Source organism: Fretibacterium sp. (genome assembly GCF_057312375.1).
Map to the genome: position 1 here is coordinate 19,000 of NZ_DBHLDX010000009.1, position 17,766 is coordinate 36,765.

The window sequence follows — 17,766 nt, forward strand, 5'->3', positions numbered from 1 at the left end:
AGAAAGCGCAAGGGCTTTATTACCCGAACGGTCACGCCTGTTCCGCGCGGCGGATCCGATCCCGCAGGCCCAGCCCCACCCCCGCGGCGGGCGGCCACTCCGCGACGATCCCCAACAGCCCCTCCGCTTCGAGGGCACGAAATCCGGAAAAGAGCCCCCGCGCATAGTTCTCGACCGACTCAAAGCGCAGAGCCCTCCCGAAGTGCGCCGGGGGGACGGTAAGCCCCATGAAGCCCCACCGTTCCAGCTCCATTCCGGTCGCTTCAAAGGGGGCCTCCGGATGCCAGACCCTCACCGGGATCGTTGGGGCGTAATGGCGATACCGCGTCCCCGGAGAGCGCCGGCTGCTCCGGCCGTCCGGATGCCTCAGAGGCTCGCCCAGGAAGTCCTCGATTTCCTCCGCCGGCATCCCTCCCGGCCGCAGAAGGAGCGGAAGCTCCTCGCTGACGTCGATCACCGTGGACTCGATGCCGACGGAAACGAGGCCACCGTCAAGGATCATCTCGATTCTCCCCTGCAGGTCCGCCCACACCGTTTCCGCATCCGTAGGGCTGGGGCGCCCGCTGACGTTGGCGCTCGGTGCCGCCAGGGGAAAACCCGCAGCGTCGATCAGCGCGGAGGCTACCGGATGGCTCGGCATTCGCAGGGCGACCGTCGAGAGCCCTCCCCGTGCCTCCAGGGGAACGACGTCCCGCGCCCTCAGCACCAGCGTCAGGGGGCCGGGCCAGAAGGCGCGCATCAACCGCCGCGCCCTCTCGTCTACGTGGACGAGAGGCTCCGCCTGCTCCACGCGAGAGAGGTGGAGGATCAGAGGATTGTCCGAGGGACGCCCCTTGGCCCGATAAATCCCCTTCACCGCCTCCGGGTTCAGCGCGTTCGCCCCAAGCCCATAGACCGTCTCCGTCGGAAAGGCCACCAGGCCTCCCTCCCTCAGCACGTCCGCCGCGCGGGCCATCAACTCCCCGCTGGGGTTCCAGGGGTCCACCTCAATCCTCAGCGTCTTCATCCCGCAGTCAGCGCTCCCCTCCGGCGTCCCTTGCCGGTCCGTCCACAAACTTCGCGTTGAACTCGGCGCGAAACGCCGGGAAGGTCCCGTTGAGGATGGCCTCCCTGGCCCTGGCAGCGAGGTTCAGCGTGAAGCTCAAGTTGTGCAGCGTACACAGACGGGCCGCCAGAATTTCGCCGCAGTGATAAAGGTGCCTCAGGTACGCGCGAGAAAAACCGCGGCAGAGGTGGCAGCCGCACTCCGGATCGACCGGACCGAAATCGTGCTCGTACTGCTTCCCCTTAATATTAACACGTCCAAAGGACGTAAAGAGCGTCCCGTTGCGCCCGTTCCGCGTGGGAAGGACACAGTCGAACATGTCCACCCCGCGGGCGATGCCCTCGACGACGTTGGAGGGGTAGCCCACCCCCATGAGGTAGCGGGGTTTATCCCGCGGCATGACGCCGTTCAGCAGGTCCAGAACGTGGTACATCACCTCATGGGGCTCACCGACGGACAGCCCTCCGATGCCAAAGCCAGGGAAGCCCAGCTCCACGATCTCCTCCGCGCTGCGGAGCCGAAGGTCATCGTAGACGGACCCCTGCACGATGCCGAAGAGCGCCTGATCCTCCCGACTGTGTGCCTTCTGCGACCGGCGGGCCCAGAGCGTGGTGCGGGCGAGAGCGGTCTCGGCCTGAGCGTGGTCCGCGGGGAAGGGACCGCACTGGTCGAAGCACATGGCGACGTCGCTGCCCAAAAGCTCCTGGACGCGCATGGACCACTCAGGCGACATCACGTGCTTTGAGCCGTCCAGGTGCGACCGGCACACCACCGCCTCATCCGTCACCCTGTTGAGGTCCGCCAGAGAAAAGACCTGAAATCCGCCGCTGTCCGTCAGGATGGGGTGGTCCCAGCTCATGAAGCGATGCAGCCCGCCTGCTTCCGCCACCAGCTCCGCGCCAGGCCTGAGGTAGAGGTGGTAGGTGTTCCCAAGGACGATCTGGGCACCGATCTCCTCCAGCTCCCAGGGCGCCATGGCCTTCACCGTAGCCTGAGTGCCCACCGGCATGAAGACCGGCGTCCGGATCACGCCGTGGGGCGTGGTCAACTCCCCCGCCCTGGCGCCGGTCTGCGGGCAGACGGCAAGGACCTTGAACTCAAACATGCGCTTCCCTCCCCCAGCCGAAGAACCCGTCCGCGTTGCGCGCAATCTGGCCCGAGAGCTCCTCCAGCGGCACGCCCCGCACCTCCGCCAACGCCTCGTAGACGTAGCGCACGTAGGCCGGCTCGTTGAGCCGCCCCCGAAAGGGGACGGGCGCCATCCAAGGGCAGTCCGTTTCCGCAAGGAGGCGATCGGCCGGGATGAGGCGCGCCACCTCGCGAAGCTCCACGCTCCTCTTCCACGTCACGGCGCCGCCCAGGGCACAGAGCGCTCCCAGGCTCAGCACCTCGTCAAGGGACTTCAGCCCGCCGTCGTAACAGTGAAAGAGCAGTTTGAGGCCCCGAAAATCTCCGAGGATCGCCAGGGCGTCCTCCATGGCCTCGCGGACGTGCAGGACCACGGGCATCCCCACCCCTTCGGCCCAGGCGAGCTGCCGCTGAAAGACCTCTCGCTGCACCTTTCGGGGCGAAAGGTCGTAGTGGTAGTCCAGCCCCATCTCCCCAAGGGCCAGAGTGCGGCAGTCCTCCGCCATCTGCAGCAGCTCCTCCGGAAGGGCCTCCGCGTAGCGGGAGGCCTCATGAGGGTGGATTCCGACGGCAGCCCAGGCCCCGTAGCCTTCAAATCGATGGGCCATCCGGACCGCCTCACGGCTGTCCTCCAGGTCGCAGCCCACGATCAGCATCCGCCCCACGCCCGCGGAGGCGGCCCGCTCCATCAGCGCCTCAGCGTCCTTCCGCAGCTCGTCGGAGTTCGGGTGACAATGGGAATCGATCAACATTCGGCAAGCCTCCAGGTCCTCGGCTCAAAGGCGCCCTCCGCCTCCATGGCCGCCAGGGATTCGGCGAAGGCGGCATAGAGCGAAGCGTGCCCGGCGAGCTCCTCGCGCCCCGCCTCGCGGCAGCGCTCGACGTCCTGCGCGATCTGCGCCGCCAGCGCCTGCGCGTTGGGGAAGCGGACCATGGGGCGCAGCCGCCGGATCAGAAATACGGGCAGGTCCCTCCCGTAGAGGTCGCCCTCGAAGTCGAGGACAAAAACCTCCGCCCTCATCTCCGGAACGTCCCCAAAGGTGGGGTTCTCACCCACCGAGAGCGCCCCGCAGTGCCAGTGCCCGTCGATGGGGATAAGGGCGGCGTAGACGCCCGCGCCAGGACGGGTCAGCGCCTTTGAGAGGTCTACGTTCGCCGTCGGGAAGCCCAACTCGTGCCCGCGCCGGTCGCCGTGGACCACCGTCCCCCAGAAGAACCAGGGGAAGCCCAGGACTTTCTCGGCCAGCGCCGCATCCCCCTCCATGACGGCGCGGCGTACCTCTGTGCTGGAGAGGCGAAGCCCGTCGCAGGTCAGGAGCTCCACGGCCTCCGCGGGAAGCCCATCGTCCCGACAGAGGGAGAGCAACGCTTCCGCCGTGCCCTCCTGCCCGCGGCCAAAGCGGAAGTTGCGCCCCACCACCACCCCGCCCACGGGGAACGTCTTCCGCAGCCGACGCCAGAAGTCGTCGGGCGAAAGGTCCCGAACCTCCTCGTCGAAGTTCAGGACAAGGAGGCGGGGGACCCGCAGGACGCGACGGACCAGCTCCCGTTCGCGGAGGGTGAAGAGCGTTGCGTCGAGCTTCCCCAGAAAGACCCCCGGGTGAGGCTCAAAGGTCACGGCACCCCAATCCTCGTTCAAGAGGGCTGCGAGGTCTCTCGCCCGCTCCAAAAGCCGCGCGTGCCCCCGGTGAAACCCGTCGAACGCCCCGATAGCAAGGATCAGGCCCCGCTCGGCACCGGGGTGTTCCGCTCCGTCCTGAAGCAGGACGTTCGCGCGGGGCCGCAGCATCGTCCCGTCGCCCTCGTCCCGCCGGTCCACGAAGCTCAAGACCCCTCGGCCCTCAGCGCAGAACGCCTGGTCCGGAGGGACCGGCCCCGGGACGTAGCGGCCCGCCTCGGCCAGCGGGACGGGAAGGCCATGCAGCAGCGTCGCCTCAGCAGCCCCGGACAGCTCGACGCGATGAAACAGGCGGGACACGGTGCTCAGGGGCTGAAGCTTCAGGCGGCCCTCGCGCAGCAGGACCTCCGCGCGGTCCGGCGACAGGGCCGCGTCCACGTGGAAGCCTCCCGTGGACAGGCGCCTCAGAGAGTCGATGCAGGCCCCACAGCCCAGTCGATCCCCGATGTCCCTCGCGATGCTCCGGACGTAGGTCCCCTTGCCGCAGAGGACCTCCACGTCGAAGCACCCCGCCTCAAGGGTCGACGTCCGACGAATGGACCGGACAAACACGGCCCTGGGCTGGAGGGGGACGTCCAGCCCCGCGCGCGCCAGCCTGTGGGAGGGGCGCCCCCCCAGCTTCAGCGCGGAGATCTCGGGCGGACGCTGCATGCGCCATCCGAGGAAGGAGAGGAGGACCCGGTCAACGTCCCCGGCCGACACACGGCTCGCGTCGCCCTGATAAAGGACTCCGCCTGAGTAGTCGCAGGTATCCGTAGCCGTGCCCAGGCGCACCCGGGCACGATAGAGCTTGGGCAGCATCATGACGTAGTCCGAGGCGCGGGTGGCCACGCCGACCAGAAGGACGAGGAGCCCCGACGCCGTGGAGTCCAGCGTCCCCGCGTGCCCCACGCGCGTCCCCTTCCCGAGGAGGCCACGCAGGCGCCCCACGCAGGTCGCGCTCCGCATCCCCAGGGGCTTGTCAATCAGCAGAATCCCACTCAGCATAGCGATCTTCCAAAAGCTTCGGGATCGTTTCAAGGTAGCCCGCAAGGTCGCCGGTCAACGTCGCCCCGGCCGCGCGGGGATGGCCGCCGCCTCCAAAGGAGCGGGCGACCTCCGCCGCGGGAAATATCCCACCACGGGATCGAAAGCTCGCCTTGATCTGTGCCGGGCTCAGCTCCGTCAGGAACACGGCCAGGCGGACCCCGTGGATCTTCATCAGGCTGCCGGGGAGCCCCTCCGTGTCCGACGCCTCGGCGCCAACCGCCTTGAAGTCCTCAGGCCCCAGCCATCCCAGGGCGAAGACGTTCCCCGGTCCAAACACCCGGACGTGAGAAAAGGCACGCCCCCACAGGGCGACCCCCGCCGGCGTGCGCGTCTGGTTGATCTCGTCGTCAACGACGTCCGGCTCCACGCCGAGTTCGATGAGCTCCGCCACCAGCCGGTGCGTTTCAGGGGACGTGTTGGAGAAGGTGAACCCGCCGCTGTCCGTCCATATCCCGACGTAAAGGCTCTGGGCGATGCCCCGCGACAACGGCCACCCTCCCGCCCTCAGGATGCGGAACACCAGCTCGGACGTTGAGGAGCTTCCGGGATCGACACAATTCGTCGTGCCGAACAGGGTGTTGTCCTCGTGGTGGTCGATGTTGAGCACCCGCACTCCGGGGGCCGGTGCCGTGAAGTCCTTGACGCTCCGCTCCACGTTGGCGCAGTCCAGAAAGACGTAGAGCTCCTCCGGGTCGCTGAAGCTGAAGGGGACGGGGCACAGCGCATAGTTCTCCGTGTGGTCGAGGAAGCGATAGGCGGGGGTGACGGTCTTGTCAAGCCCCATCCAGCGGATGCGCTTCCCCTGGAGCATCCCCGCGCCAAAGAGCGCAGTGAGGGAGCCCAGGGCGTCGCCGTCCGCTTTCTGGTGGGTAAAGAGCGTCCAGGAAGGGGCCTCCGTCAGGAGGTCGGACACCCGGCGTATTTCCTCCAAGGAGGGGCCTTCAATCATTGGACTCACCCGCCCCTTCTTCCGTCACATCAGGCTCCTGGGCATCGGCGCGAGCGGAATCCATACCCAGGCGATTCAGGATGCCGTCGATGCGCTCGCCGTAGTCCGCGCTCTCATCGGGGACGAAGTCGAGGGAGGGGATTCGGCGCAGCTTCAGCACCTGTCCGAGGAGCGTCCGAAGCGCGCCCCGGACGCTCGCCAACTCCTCGCGGAGTTCCCCCCTCCGCTCCGGGGTCAGGGCGGTGAAAAAGACCTTTGCGACGTCGAGGTCCCGGCTGCAGTCCACGCCGGTGATGATCGCATCCTTCACCGTCTCCTTCTTGATCCGGCTCTCAAGAAGGAGGGATATCTCCCGTTGAAGCTGCTTGTTGATCCTTGCCATACGAAAAGTACCCAAACCCGTTCCTCCTCCCGCGGGCTCAATCTAAAATCCGAACGCGCCTTAGAGGCTGCGCTTCTCCTCGACGACGTCGTAGACCTCCAGCAGGTCGCCCACCAGGAAGTCCTGATACCCCTCAAGGGCCACGCCGCAGTCCATACCCGCCTTGACCTCCCTCGCCTCGTCCTTGAAGTGGCGCAGCGTGGCGATCCTTCCGTCCCACAGGACGACGCCGTCCCGGACAAGTCGGACCCGCGCCGTGCGGCGAATGAGGCCCTGCATGACGTGGCAGCCCGCGATCTTGCCCGCCTTCGGCACCTTGAACGTTTCCCGAATCTCCACCTCGCCCAGGGACTCCTCGCGGAGGACGGGCTTCAGGAGGCCGGACATGGCCGCCTTCACGTCATCGATGGCGTCGTAGATGACGCTGTAGGTGCGGATCTCAACCCCATCCACCTCCGCCGCGCGCTTTGCGTTGGCGTCGGGACGGACGTTGAAGCCCACGATGACGGCGTTCGAGGTGGAGGCCAGCATGACGTCGGACTCGGCGATGCGCCCCACTCCTCGATGGATGATGGAAACGCCCACCTCGTTCGTGGCCAGCTTCTCCAGAGAGGCGCAGAGGGCCTCCAGCGAGCCCTGTACGTCGCACTTGACCACGAGGTTGAGCTGCGGAAGCTCTCCCTCCTTAAGCTGCGAGTAGAGGTCGTCCAGGGAGGTACGCCTGGCCGTCGTCGTCCCCTCGTCCCGCTCCCGGGCGCGGGCCTCGGCCATCATCGCGCGCGCTTCGCGCTCGCTTCCCACGACGGTGAAGGTTTCACCGGGCTGCGGGACCTCGTCAAGGCCAAGTATCTCCGCCGGCATACTGGGCCCGACCTTCTTGGTGGGCTTCCCCGCCCAGTCGAAGAGCGCGCGTATCTTGCCCCAGGCCGTGCCGAACAGGACGATATCTCCCAACTGCAGCGTCCCCTTCTGGACGATGACCGTAGCGACGGGGCCCTTCCCCTTGTCCAGCTCCGCCTCGATCACGACGCCCTCAGGCGATGCGCCGGCGTCCCCCTTGAGCTCCTGCATCTCCGCCTCCAGCAGGACGCGCTCCAGCAGCTCCGGGATGCCCTTCCCCGTCTTGGCCGAAACCTCGACGGCCCCAACCTCGCCGCCCCAGCCTTCGAGGAAGACCTCCTGCTCCGTGAGCTGCTGACGTACCCGATCCGGGTTGGCCGTCGGCTTATCCACCTTGTTGATGGCGACCACCAGCGGCACGTGGGCCGCCTTGATGTGGTTGATGGCCTCCTTCGTCTGGGGCATGACCCCGTCGTCCGCCCCAATGACCAGGATGACGATATCCGTCACGTTCGCGCCCCGCGCGCGCATGGCCGTGAAGGCCTCGTGCCCCGGCGTGTCCAGAAAGACGATGGGCCTGCCCTCGTGCGTGACAACGTAAGCGCCGATGTGCTGCGTGATGCCGCCCGCCTCCTGCGCCGTGACGTTTGAATGGCGAATGGAGTCGAGAAGCGTCGTCTTGCCGTGATCGACGTGCCCCATCACGGTCACGATGGGGGGGCGGGCCGTCAGGACCCCTGGCTTCCGGGCCGCAGCGTCCGCCGCGCCGTGCTTTTTGGCGCCCTTCCCCGCCTTCTTCTCGTGAAAGACCGCCTCGGCCTTCTTCACGGCGGGGAGCACCTCGAACTGCACGCCGAACTTTTTCGAGAAGACCGCCAAAACCGCGTCGTTGACGGCCGTCATGGCGGAGAGCATCATCCCCGAATCCATCAGCGCCTTCACCGCGTCGGCGCTCGATACGCCCATGGCCTGCGCCGCCGACTTGATCGCGTCCCCGGCGTGAATCTCAACGCGCCGTCCCTTCTCCGGAGCCTCCTCGGACCCCTTGGCATCCACCTTGGGCGCCGCCGGCTTCTCCTTGGGAGCCGTCTTTTTCGCCTCCTCCGTTTTCGCCTGTGGTGCGGATTTCCCATCTGCCGTTGCCTTCCCGGCACCCGGCGACGGCTTTTTCTTCTTCTCCGCCTCGGCCAGAAGGGACTCCACCATCTGAGCCTCCTCGTTGGTGATGGAGCTCATATGCGTCTTGATCTGAATTCCAAGCTGTTCCAAAACCGCCATCAGTTCCTTATTGCTCCTGTTCAGCTTCTTCGCCAGTTCGTAAACCCGTATCTTGTTGTTCAAGGGCGTCTCCCCCTTCTCCAAGCAAAGCCCTGATCTTGTCCGCCAGCCCGCTTCGGGCCGGCAGGGCTATAATCTGCACGTTCCCGGCTCCCAGAGCCGTTGAAAGCCTCTCCCCGCCCAAGGGCAGCACCCGATGCTCATGACCGCCGCCCCGCTCCATGGACGAGGCCGCGAGTCCTTCCGCGAACGATCTCACCGATCCCGACGCATCCTGCGCCGTCAAGAGCAGGAGGGGGCGCCCGGCGTGGGCATGGACGTCATCTCTCCCCACCAGTATCTGCCCCGCGCGGCGGGAAAGCCCCAAAAGCGAGCGAAGCTCCTTCATGCGTTCCTCCGGACCGCGCTCCGACGCATAGGAGGCGATGCAGCGCTCCAGGTCCGCCCAACATTCGTCCGACAGCGCCGCCTTCAGGGCGCGGGAAAGGGCCCCCGTCCTCCTGGCCCTCCTCAGGCACTCCAGGTTGAGGCACAGGTAGGCTCCCCGTCCCGGCAGCTTGCCCGTGACGTCCAGCACCGCCCTGCCGTCCGGCGTGCGGGCGATGCGGACCAGTGCCCTCTTCGGCGCCTCCGTGCGGCAGGCGACGCACGTGCGCGGCCTCTGTCGAGTCGCGGTCACTAGTCCGCCTCCGCGACCTCGTGGAAGATGTCCTGCAGCGTCGGCATGCGCTCCGCCTGCAGGGCGTTGATGTCGATCTTCCACCCGGTCAGGCGGGCGGCCAGCCTCACGTTCTGCCCCGCCTTCCCGATGGCGAGCGACAGCTGCTCCGGCTCCACGTAGGCCTTGGCCGCGTGCTCCTGATCCAGGACCGGCTCCACTTTCACGACCTGGGCCGGAGAGAGAGCGTTGCGGATGTAGGCCAGGGGGTCGCTGCTCCAGACGATGATGTCCACCTTCTCCCCCATCAGCTCCTGGCTGATGGCCTTGATGCGCGCGCCACCGGCTCCGACGCAGGCCCCCACGGGGTCCACGTTCTGATCCATCGTGGAGAGCGAAACCTTGGCGCGCCCGCCGCCCTCACGAACGATGTTGCGGATCTCGATGACCCCGTCCCTGACCTCCGGGATCTCAAGCTCCATCAGCTTGCGCAGGAGCCCCGGATGCGTTCGGGAAATCACGATCTTCGGCCCCCGCGTCATCTGGCGGACGTCCAGCACGTAGAACTTCATCGTCTGGCCGGGGACGTACTCCTCCCCCGGAATGCGCTCCTTGCGCGGAAGGATCGCCTCGGTGCGCTCGCCGATGCGGGCCAGCACCTGGTCGTTCTCGGCCTTGACGATCGTGCCCGTCATCATCTCGCCGACCTTGTCGGAGAACTCGCTGTAGATGACCTGCCGCTCGGCGTCCTTCAGCCGCTGGATGATCACCTGCCGCGCCGTCTGCGCAGCGATGCGCCCGAAATGGCCGGGGTCCTTCTCCAGGTGCAGCTCGTCCCCGACGGACGCATCCGCAAAGCCCAGTCGCTTCGCATCCCCCAGCGTGATCTCCGTATCCGGCGACTCAAGCTCCTCCACGACGGTACGCAGCTCCTCAATCAGGATGTCGCCCGTCTCGGTGTTGACGTGGACCTCCACCCTCTGGTCGCCGCTCTGATACTTCTTGTAGGCCGAGATCAAGGCCGCCTCCAGGCTCGAAACGATCAGCTCCGGCGCCAGGTTTCGCTCTTCGGCAATTTGATTCAGCGCTTGTACAAAATCGCGCCCCAGCTGCATTAAAGCTCCCTCCCACGATGTTCGACAGGCGGCTTCGCGCCCTTCCGCTTCCCCCGCGGCGCCTCCTGCTCCAGTCCACGATAGACCAGATTGCCGCTTTTGATCCACTGAAACGGGACCGCGACCTCCCGTTCCTCCTCCTCCACGAAGACGACGACGCGCTCCTCCGTCGCCTCCACGATGGAGCCCGTCAGCGTCTTCCGTCCTTCCACAGGGTTGCTCAGCCTGATTCGAGCCTCTTTCCCCCGAAACCGCCCGTACTGTTCGGGCGTGAAGAGGGGGCGCTCCAGGCCGGGGGAGCTGACCTCAAGGTAGTACCGTCCGCTGAGCTCCGTGAAGTCCCTCTCGTCGAGAAGGCGGTTCACGGCGCGGGACACCGTCTCGCAATCCTGGACGTTGATCCCCCCCATGGAGTCGATCAGGACCTGCAGCCTCAAACGGACGGAGTCCGTCTTCACCCCGACGTGGACGCATTCATACCCCAGCCGCTCGACGACCTCCGCCACGGAGGACATCAGGCTCTTTTCCTCGTTCTTTTCCCCCTCACCCAACGGCAGCACGCTCCTTCCTCCCCTAGCGATACTCTGACAAGAAACGAGGAGCGGGCACGAACCCACTCCTCAAGTAAAAAACTTATCGAAGTATTGAATAGTATACATGCTTTCTATTAGAAACGCAAGGAAAAGGGGCGCGCCCCAATCCGCAGGAGGCGACGTGAGCGCCTGCCCCAACGAAACGTCACCTGCTGATCTGAAAGTACTTCTCCGGGACCTCGACGTCCGCCACTCCCAGATAGCCCTTGCCAAAGACGTAGGTATCCTGGCGCACCAGCACCATCTTTTTGTTGCGTACGCCCGTTCCCGCGTCCGTGTAGTAGCTGGCGTTCCACTTAGCCCCGGGGGTCAGGTCGTCGTAGCAGGCGATGAGGTCCTTCATGCTGTCCAGTTTGGCCTTGCCCTCAACGATGCGCTTGCCGAACTCCGCCATCGCCGCGCTGGTGGTGTATCCGTAGGAATACACCCAGGTCCCCATGCGTTCCCCTCCACCAGCCTTCACAACGGCCTCCTCGACCTTCTTCAGGATCGCCGGCCAGTCGCCCTTCTCCTGCGCCAGGTCCACGCCCAGGGCTCCGGGGTACCCCATCAGCGGCGAGGGGCTGTCCGCCTCCACAAAATACCCGCCCAGCTCGGCGATGCGCTTGAGCAGCGGCTCCGTGTGCGCGTCGTTCGTGCAGAAGAACGCCGTGTCCTTGCCGTACTTTTCCAGCCATGTGGGCACGTTTTCCAAGATGAACTGCTGCGCGCCAGCCACCCCCACGTCGCTCGTCGGGTCCGGCGCCGTTTCAAAGACAAACTGGAGGCCAAGGTCTTTGCAGGCCACCTCCATGATGGCGCGACGGCGCCCCAGCAGCTCGTAACTCATGTGCCGGGGGAAGGAGATGTGGACGAAGGTCTTCGCCCCCATCTTCTTTGCGCCGAGCGGGATCGTATAGCCGCGGCTGATGTTGTCCTTGGTGAGGGACAGATCCGCCGCAGTCGTAATGACCTCAGGATCTTCCTGCACCGACCCCGCGAAGAGGAGGATATCCGATCTCTTTTCGCGTATGCGGCGGAAGGCCTCGGCCGTCCCGGGCACCGCCGTGTTGGCCACGATGACCTTCATCTGAGGGTCGTCCGCCAACCCCAGCAGTTGTCCTATGGTCGTTTCCATCTCCGACATGAAGTGATCCGGGTACGTGATGTGGGTGATCATCCCGCCCTCAGCCGCGTTTCCGTACTTCTGAATCAAGAGTTCGGCCCCCCGCAGCTCGTCCTCCGACTGAGATACGGTGCCCGTCATGATCCCGATGTGAAAGGGGACCTCCGCCGTTGCCTCAATATTCCAAACGAATACGGAACAGAAAAGCACGCTCAGCAACACGAATTTCGACCTCATTTTGAAACGCCTCCACTCTTTGAAGATGTCATCAAGTTGATGCAATGCTCATACCCTATAGCATAGCGTCACGCCTGTCAAGGATGACTCGTAAGATTGCTCAGCGGGAGAAGCGAAGCCGCCTTGCTCACACATTCAACCGGCTCAGGCACGCCCAATAGAGGACGGGAAGCGGGGTCCGCAAAGCGATTCACCGCAGGCCCCGCCCCCAGCCCATTGGCCGTTTGAACCAAACCTAAATCACGATCCGATGGGCCACATGGTCAAGCGCAACAGGACGCTGAAGATCGGGTCGAAGAGGAGGTTGATGAGTCCCGACGCCACCAGGACGAGCAGGATGAACATCCCATACTGCTCCAGCCAGCGGTAGTGGTACAGGTACTTGTAGGGCAGAAAGGCCTCGATGACCCTGGAGCCGTCGAGGGGAGGGATCGGGATGAGGTTGAAGGCCGCCAAACCCAGGTTGATTCGGATCATGTGCCACAGGACGGCGAACCCGGGCTCTCCGGCAAGGCCGAACCAGGCCCTGCCGAAGAAGCGCAGAAAGAGCACCGTGAGGATTGCCGTAAGCAGGTTGCCCGCCACGCCCGCCAGCGAGACGATGACGATGTCCCGCCGCGGATGGCGGAAATAGCGCGTATTGACGGGCACCGGCTTGGCCCAGCCAAAGCCCACGAACAAGAGCATCAACGTGCCCACGAGGTCGAAATGGGCCAGTGGGTTCAGAGAGAGCCTGCCTTGCCGCTCGGCCGTGGGGTCCCCCACCATCTTGGCCGCAAAGCCGTGACAGAACTCGTGAAAGGAGAGCGCCCACAGGAGGGCGGGAATCGACAACAAAAGGCTAACGGGATCGTCCAGCAACCTCAAACGAATTCACTTCCCAACGCTATAAGATAGTAGCAAAAGCCACCGCTGCCGCTAGCGGCACCTCCGTTCAATATATATGGCTTCGGGGAATAAGCCTCTGCAGAACGACGGAAACGTCGAAGGCCTATTCCGCGTCCTCTCGTCCGCGCCCTTCGGCGACGACGCTCGCCACGAAGCCGGCTTCGCCATCTCGCGTTGAGATGAGCCCGTCCATGCGAGCCAGGCGGATATTCTGAAGCGCTTTCCCGATCTCCGGCCCCTTCAAACCCATCGCCTTCAGGTCGTTCCCCGTCAGCTCTCCCCGCAGTGGGACCCAGGACAGGAGGTGCTGCACCACGAGCCGGCGGGACCTCGCGAACTTCATGCAGGTCATCCAATAGACCAGCGGGACGGTGCCGTACCCTTCGAAGAAGAGGTAGACCTCCGAATTCTTGGGCGTCTTCTTCAGCGTGCAGAAGCGCTCCACCTGCGGCCAGACCTCAAAGCACTGCGTCAGTTCGCGGCGCTCGGCCGGGGTAAGGCTCATGCGGTCCATCACGGAAAAGCGGACGTTGGGCGGCGTTTCCGTCAGCACGACGGCCATTCCCACAAGCCATCCCATCCCCTTAAAGTCAACGCCCAGGCGATGCGCCCAGGACAGGAGGTGCTCCATGACGCGGAGCCTGCGTTCAAGGGTCTCCCCCAGCCTGATTCCGGGGAAGAGCGCCGTCCAGACGCCAAGCTCCTGCATCCGAAGCGCGATCTTTCTGAAGCGCGGCTCGTTGGCGTCGATCTCAAGCTCCGCGCGGATGCGGGGCGTCGAAAGGCACTCCAGGAGGCCGCCCTTCAGGGCACTCCTCAGAAGGCGCATCGTGTTGTCCTCAAAGCTCATGCCCAGCCGTTGCTCCAGCCGGATGCCCCGCAGGATGCGCGAGGGGTCCTCGACGAAGCTCAGGTTGTGGAGGATCTTCAGGATGCCGTCCTTCAGGTCCGCCCTCCCGCCGAAGTAGTCCGCCAGCGTACCCCAGTCGGCTTCGCTCAGGGAGATGGACATCGCGTTGACCGTGAAGTCGCGTCGGGCCAGGTCCTGCTTCAGGGAGTCGCTCGACACCGTCGGCTGGGCCGCGGCGTACTCGTAGAACTCGCGCCGCGCCGTGGCAACGTCTACCTTTTCCCCGTCCGGAAAGGTGATCGTCCCCGTATTGTAGCGGCCGTGCACCGTGCCGCGACACCCCGGTTCGTCCCAGGAGGTCACGAGCTTCTCCGCGTCGCCCTCGACGGACACGTCGATATCGACGTTCGGGACGCCCAGCAGGATGTCGCGAACCGTCCCGCCGACCAGATACGCCCTCATTCCCAGGGACTCCGCCCTCGCGCCGATGCGGCGCAGGAGGTTCAGCACCGTTGGGCTGAAGGAGGCCTCCATCAGCCCGGACACGCTCTCCATCCACATGAAGCCGCTTCCCGCGCTGCGGTCCGTCGCCGGCTGGAAGGAGCGGTAGAGAGCGCGAAGGAGGTCCGCCCTCGTCAGGATGCCGATGAGCTTGCCCCCCTCCATGACGGGCAGTCGCTCGAAGCTGTAGGTCGCCATGAGGCGGTGCGCCTCATCCAGCGACGCCTTTGAGGTGATGCCGATGACGCCCTCCGTCATGAAGTCTCGAATCTGTGCGCGGTCCAAGCCGTGCATGTGGGCCTTGTCCAGGTCCTTGCGGGTCATGATGCCCAGCACCTCGCCGTCCGCGCTCGCCACGGGCAGCGCCTGATGCCCGAAGCGCAGCATCGTTCGGTAGGCCTCGTCGACGCGGGCGTCCGGCGACACGGCGAGCACCGGAGAGGTCATGACGCTCCCCACGTCCACCAGCTGCGGGATGTGCGCAGGGAGCTTCGACTCGATCTCCGCCAGGAGCTCCTGGGGGTCGCGGTCCAGCACCGTCGCAGAGCCCGCCTGAAGGTGACCGCTTCCGCCGTAGGGCGTGAGGAAGTCCTTGACGTTCAGGATGTCGGGCGAGCTCCTGACGATGACGTTGTCCTTTTTTCCCCCGTTGCACACCACGCAGACGGTGACCTGAGAGTCGTAATAGTCGCGCAGGCGGTGCACGAAGAGCGAGAGCCCCTCCACGTACTCCTCCGTCCTGGCCCAGGTCAGCAGCACCTTGGCTCCGTTGATGTAGCTCTCCCTGGCGTTCTCAGCCAGCGTATCCAGCAGGTGAAGGTCGGCCGCGGACATGGAAACCTCCGCGCGGGACAGGGTTCGGGACAGGTCGGCCCCCATCTCGCGCAGGCGGCCGACGACCAGGATGTCGCGCTCCGTCGTGGACTCGTAGGTCAACGCGCCCGTGTCGTCGTAGATGCCCAGGGCAAAGAGCGTCGCCTCCTCCGGCGAGATGCTCTTGCGCTCCTTGACGAGCTGTTCCACGATCATCGTTACCGTGGCCCCGATCGGGGCATAGCACATCTTCTCCGCCGGGATGTCGTCCATCGTCGGAGGATGGTGGTCGTACAAGTGGACGGTGACGTCCTGACGCCCCGCAAGGGCCGCGAAGGGCCCAATGCGGCTTCGCGCCCGCGTGTCCACCACGACCATAAGCGTCACCTGGTCCTGCGGGACCTTCTTGGGCTTCAGCAGGTTCCACTGATGCCCGTAGTGGTTCAGGAAGTCCTTCACCTTGCGGCCGATCGCGCCGGGCGGACAGATCACGGCGTCGGGATACAGCTTCTGGATGGCGATCATGCTGGCCAGCGAATCAAAGTCCGTGTTGAGGTGGCTTGTTATCAGATACATAAGGACACGACGTGAGCGGGAGAGCGCAAAATCCTCATACAAGAGCGGGACGCCTTCAAAACGGCCCGTTCTCCGCCCCCCTCACTTCCCCCCTTCCCCGATATTGGTGCGCACCTTATTATATAACGTACAAACAACGAGTGTCCTTGAAACACAACCATCCGACGCCGATAAACATCAGGCCTCAAACCACAGGCAAAGCTTTGAGGATGTGACGAAGACAGGCTTCACACGTTTTCTGCGCGGGTGCAGATCAAAAGCAGCTGCCCCATACATTAATGAAGAACTTAATCCTCGATAAGGCTTTTGCACCTGTGGATTTTTGGTCGATGATGAGAGGATTCAGCCCCTCAATACTATGCTATTATTATGGAGGTCTAGTTCAGTTCATTCTTTAAATTGGGTAAGAACAGGGGCGAAAGGCCGCTCGTGCAGGGCAACAACCGCCTTTAACACACCCAAACGGAGGCAGTTTATTTTATGATAAATGGCATCAGACTCGATAATTTCGGCCCGATTTTCCACCTGGAATGGACGGGGCTCGGCTCCATCAATTTGATGATCGGAGGCAATGGCTCCGGAAAAACCTTTCTTCTGAAAGTCCTGTACAGTGCCATGCGGACAATCGAAGAATATAAACGTGGCGACGACCGGAGAACGGAGGCGGAGATCCTTGTGGAAAAGCTTTATGGGACCTTCCAGCCGGACAAGATCGGCGATCTGGTTGCAAAGGGAGCCGCATCCTTGTCCTGTGCCATGCGGTTCAACGACGAGGATTTCTCCTACAGCTTCGGCAGGGAGACGACCAAGCAGATTACCTCGTTGAAAAATGGAATTCCTCCAAGGTCGAGCAACTCCATCTTTCTTCCGGCAAAGGAAATTCTGTCCCTGCAACAGATCATCCTGAAGTCCCGCGAACAGGACAAGGTGTTCGGTTTTGACGACACCTATCTGGACCTCGCCAGGGCGCTGCGCCAATCCACCCAAAGGGGCAGAAATTATCCCGAATTCGCCGCCTCGCGCCAAAACCTGGAGCACATCCTCGGCGGCCGCATTGAGTATGACGAGGCCTCGGGGCGTTGGCAGTTCAGAAAAGGAAGCCAGAGGTTCTCCATTGGAGTGACAGCGGAGGGAATCAAGAAAATTGCCATTCTCGATACGCTGCTTGGCAATCGTTATCTTGACCTTGACGCAATCGTCTTTTTCGATGAGCCGGAGTCCGCCTTACATCCCTCGGCGATTTCTGCACTCCTCGACATCGTGGCGACGTTGGCGAGCCGTGGAATCCAGTTCTTTATGGCCAGCCATTCCTATTTCGTCATCAAGAAGCTCTTCCTGATCGCCCAGGAACGAAAACTATCCATCCCCGTGCTTTCGGCACAGGCTGAGGACGGGCACTGGACAGCGGACGACCTCAGGAGCGGGATGCCGGACAATGCGATCATCAACGAATCGATCCGGCTTTACGAAGAAGAAGTGGACATGGCACTCCGATGACTCCCGGGACCATTGCCATCGACGAGTCCGGGATGACGTTCGGCCCCTACCCCTCCGAACGCTGTTTTCACATTGAGAAAAGTGCCCTCTACACAGACATTCGGCAAGGGGTAAAAATGGCGGAATTTCTGTTGCTGCGCGCCGACAGCGACAGGCCCGCCACGCTTTGGGTGGTGGAGGCTAAGTCGAGCTCTCCCCGACCGAAAAACGATCCCGATTTCGGTCAATTCATCATGGAAATCCGGGAAAAATGGCTCAATGCCCTCTCCCTGATCCTGGCCTCCCTCCTTGGGCGACATCAACAGGCTGGAGCAGAATTACCAGGCCCCTTTGAATTGCTCGATTTATCCCAGTTCGACGTGCGTTTTGTGCTTGTAATCAACGGTCATCCAAAAGACTGGCTGTCGCCGATACAGGATGCTCTACGACAGTCCCTTCGCCCCGTTGTCAAAACCTGGCGCTTTGCGCCGACTTCCGTCGTCGTCCTCAACGAGGAACTTGCCTCGAAGCGACAGCTCATCTCGGCAGACCGGCAACCCTAAAAAACAAAAGGCATCAAACGACAACAAAAAATGACCTTGCAGCTCAATGCCCGGACCAGACG

Annotated in this window: 15 protein-coding genes; 2 read left to right on the plus strand and 13 right to left on the minus strand. The window is 63.9% G+C overall.

The window, feature by feature from the left end:
* Positions 1 to 31: 31 nt before the first annotated feature.
* From ACO41U_RS02720 to ACO41U_RS02780, 13 genes are all read right to left on the minus strand, one after another.
* Entirely contained in the window at positions 32 to 1,006 is a 975-nt protein-coding gene (locus ACO41U_RS02720) for an L-threonylcarbamoyladenylate synthase (protein ID WP_485941388.1), read from the minus strand.
* Positions 1,007 to 1,013: 7 nt separating this feature from the next.
* Entirely contained in the window at positions 1,014 to 2,150 is a 1,137-nt protein-coding gene (gene tgt / locus ACO41U_RS02725; protein ID WP_485941390.1) for a tRNA guanosine(34) transglycosylase Tgt, read from the minus strand.
* Complete coding sequence (locus ACO41U_RS02730; RefSeq protein ID WP_485941392.1) at positions 2,143 to 2,925, minus strand: TatD family hydrolase; 783 nt, start codon at positions 2,923 to 2,925, stop codon at positions 2,143 to 2,145. The genes tgt and ACO41U_RS02730 overlap by 8 nt, the downstream gene beginning before the upstream one ends.
* A complete protein-coding gene (gene ribF / locus ACO41U_RS02735; RefSeq protein ID WP_485941394.1) occupies positions 2,919 to 4,838 on the minus strand; it encodes a riboflavin biosynthesis protein RibF in 1,920 nt (639 codons plus the stop codon). The genes ACO41U_RS02730 and ribF overlap by 7 nt, the downstream gene beginning before the upstream one ends.
* The gene (locus ACO41U_RS02740; protein WP_485941396.1) at positions 4,813 to 5,793 is read right to left on the minus strand and encodes a DHH family phosphoesterase; all 981 of its coding nucleotides are present in this window, start codon (positions 5,791 to 5,793) and stop codon (positions 4,813 to 4,815) included. Before ACO41U_RS02740 ends, ribF begins: the two co-directional genes overlap by 26 nt.
* Before the next feature lie 28 nt (positions 5,794 to 5,821).
* Positions 5,822 to 6,226: a 30S ribosome-binding factor RbfA gene (rbfA, locus tag ACO41U_RS02745; RefSeq protein WP_298780017.1), complete on the minus strand. Its 405-nt coding sequence runs from the start codon at positions 6,224 to 6,226 to the stop codon at positions 5,822 to 5,824.
* 45 nt (positions 6,227 to 6,271) lie between these two features.
* On the minus strand, positions 6,272 to 8,392 hold the full coding sequence (gene infB, locus ACO41U_RS02750) for a translation initiation factor IF-2 (RefSeq protein ID WP_366123125.1): 2,121 nt from the start codon (positions 8,390 to 8,392) through the stop codon (positions 6,272 to 6,274).
* On the minus strand, positions 8,337 to 9,008 hold the full coding sequence (rnpM, locus tag ACO41U_RS02755; protein ID WP_298780020.1) for an RNase P modulator RnpM: 672 nt from the start codon (positions 9,006 to 9,008) through the stop codon (positions 8,337 to 8,339). Before rnpM ends, infB begins: the two co-directional genes overlap by 56 nt.
* Positions 9,008 to 10,102, minus strand: a complete 1,095-nt coding sequence (gene nusA / locus ACO41U_RS02760; protein ID WP_298780022.1) for a transcription termination factor NusA — start codon at positions 10,100 to 10,102, stop codon at positions 9,008 to 9,010. The genes rnpM and nusA overlap by 1 nt, the downstream gene beginning before the upstream one ends.
* Entirely contained in the window at positions 10,102 to 10,662 is a 561-nt protein-coding gene (locus tag ACO41U_RS02765; protein WP_485941400.1) for a ribosome maturation factor RimP, read from the minus strand. Before ACO41U_RS02765 ends, nusA begins: the two co-directional genes overlap by 1 nt.
* A 178-nt stretch (positions 10,663 to 10,840) precedes the next feature.
* A complete protein-coding gene (locus tag ACO41U_RS02770) occupies positions 10,841 to 12,037 on the minus strand; it encodes a DUF3798 domain-containing protein (RefSeq protein ID WP_485941402.1) in 1,197 nt (398 codons plus the stop codon).
* A 240-nt stretch (positions 12,038 to 12,277) separates the two neighbouring features.
* Positions 12,278 to 12,904: a site-2 protease family protein gene (locus ACO41U_RS02775; RefSeq protein WP_485941404.1), complete on the minus strand. Its 627-nt coding sequence runs from the start codon at positions 12,902 to 12,904 to the stop codon at positions 12,278 to 12,280.
* A 124-nt stretch (positions 12,905 to 13,028) separates the two neighbouring features.
* Positions 13,029 to 15,665, minus strand: coding sequence for a CBS domain-containing protein (locus ACO41U_RS02780; RefSeq protein WP_485941406.1), 2,637 nt, complete (start codon positions 15,663 to 15,665; stop codon positions 13,029 to 13,031).
* Positions 15,666 to 16,145: 480 nt separating this feature from the next.
* Here ACO41U_RS02780 and ACO41U_RS02785 point away from each other — a divergent pair, with 480 nt between their 5' ends.
* Entirely contained in the window at positions 16,146 to 17,162 is a 1,017-nt protein-coding gene (locus ACO41U_RS02785; RefSeq protein ID WP_485941408.1) for an AAA family ATPase, read from the plus strand.
* Entirely contained in the window at positions 17,159 to 17,704 is a 546-nt protein-coding gene (locus tag ACO41U_RS02790; RefSeq protein ID WP_485941410.1) for a hypothetical protein, read from the plus strand. Before ACO41U_RS02785 ends, ACO41U_RS02790 begins: the two co-directional genes overlap by 4 nt.
* Positions 17,705 to 17,766: the final 62 nt, after the last annotated feature.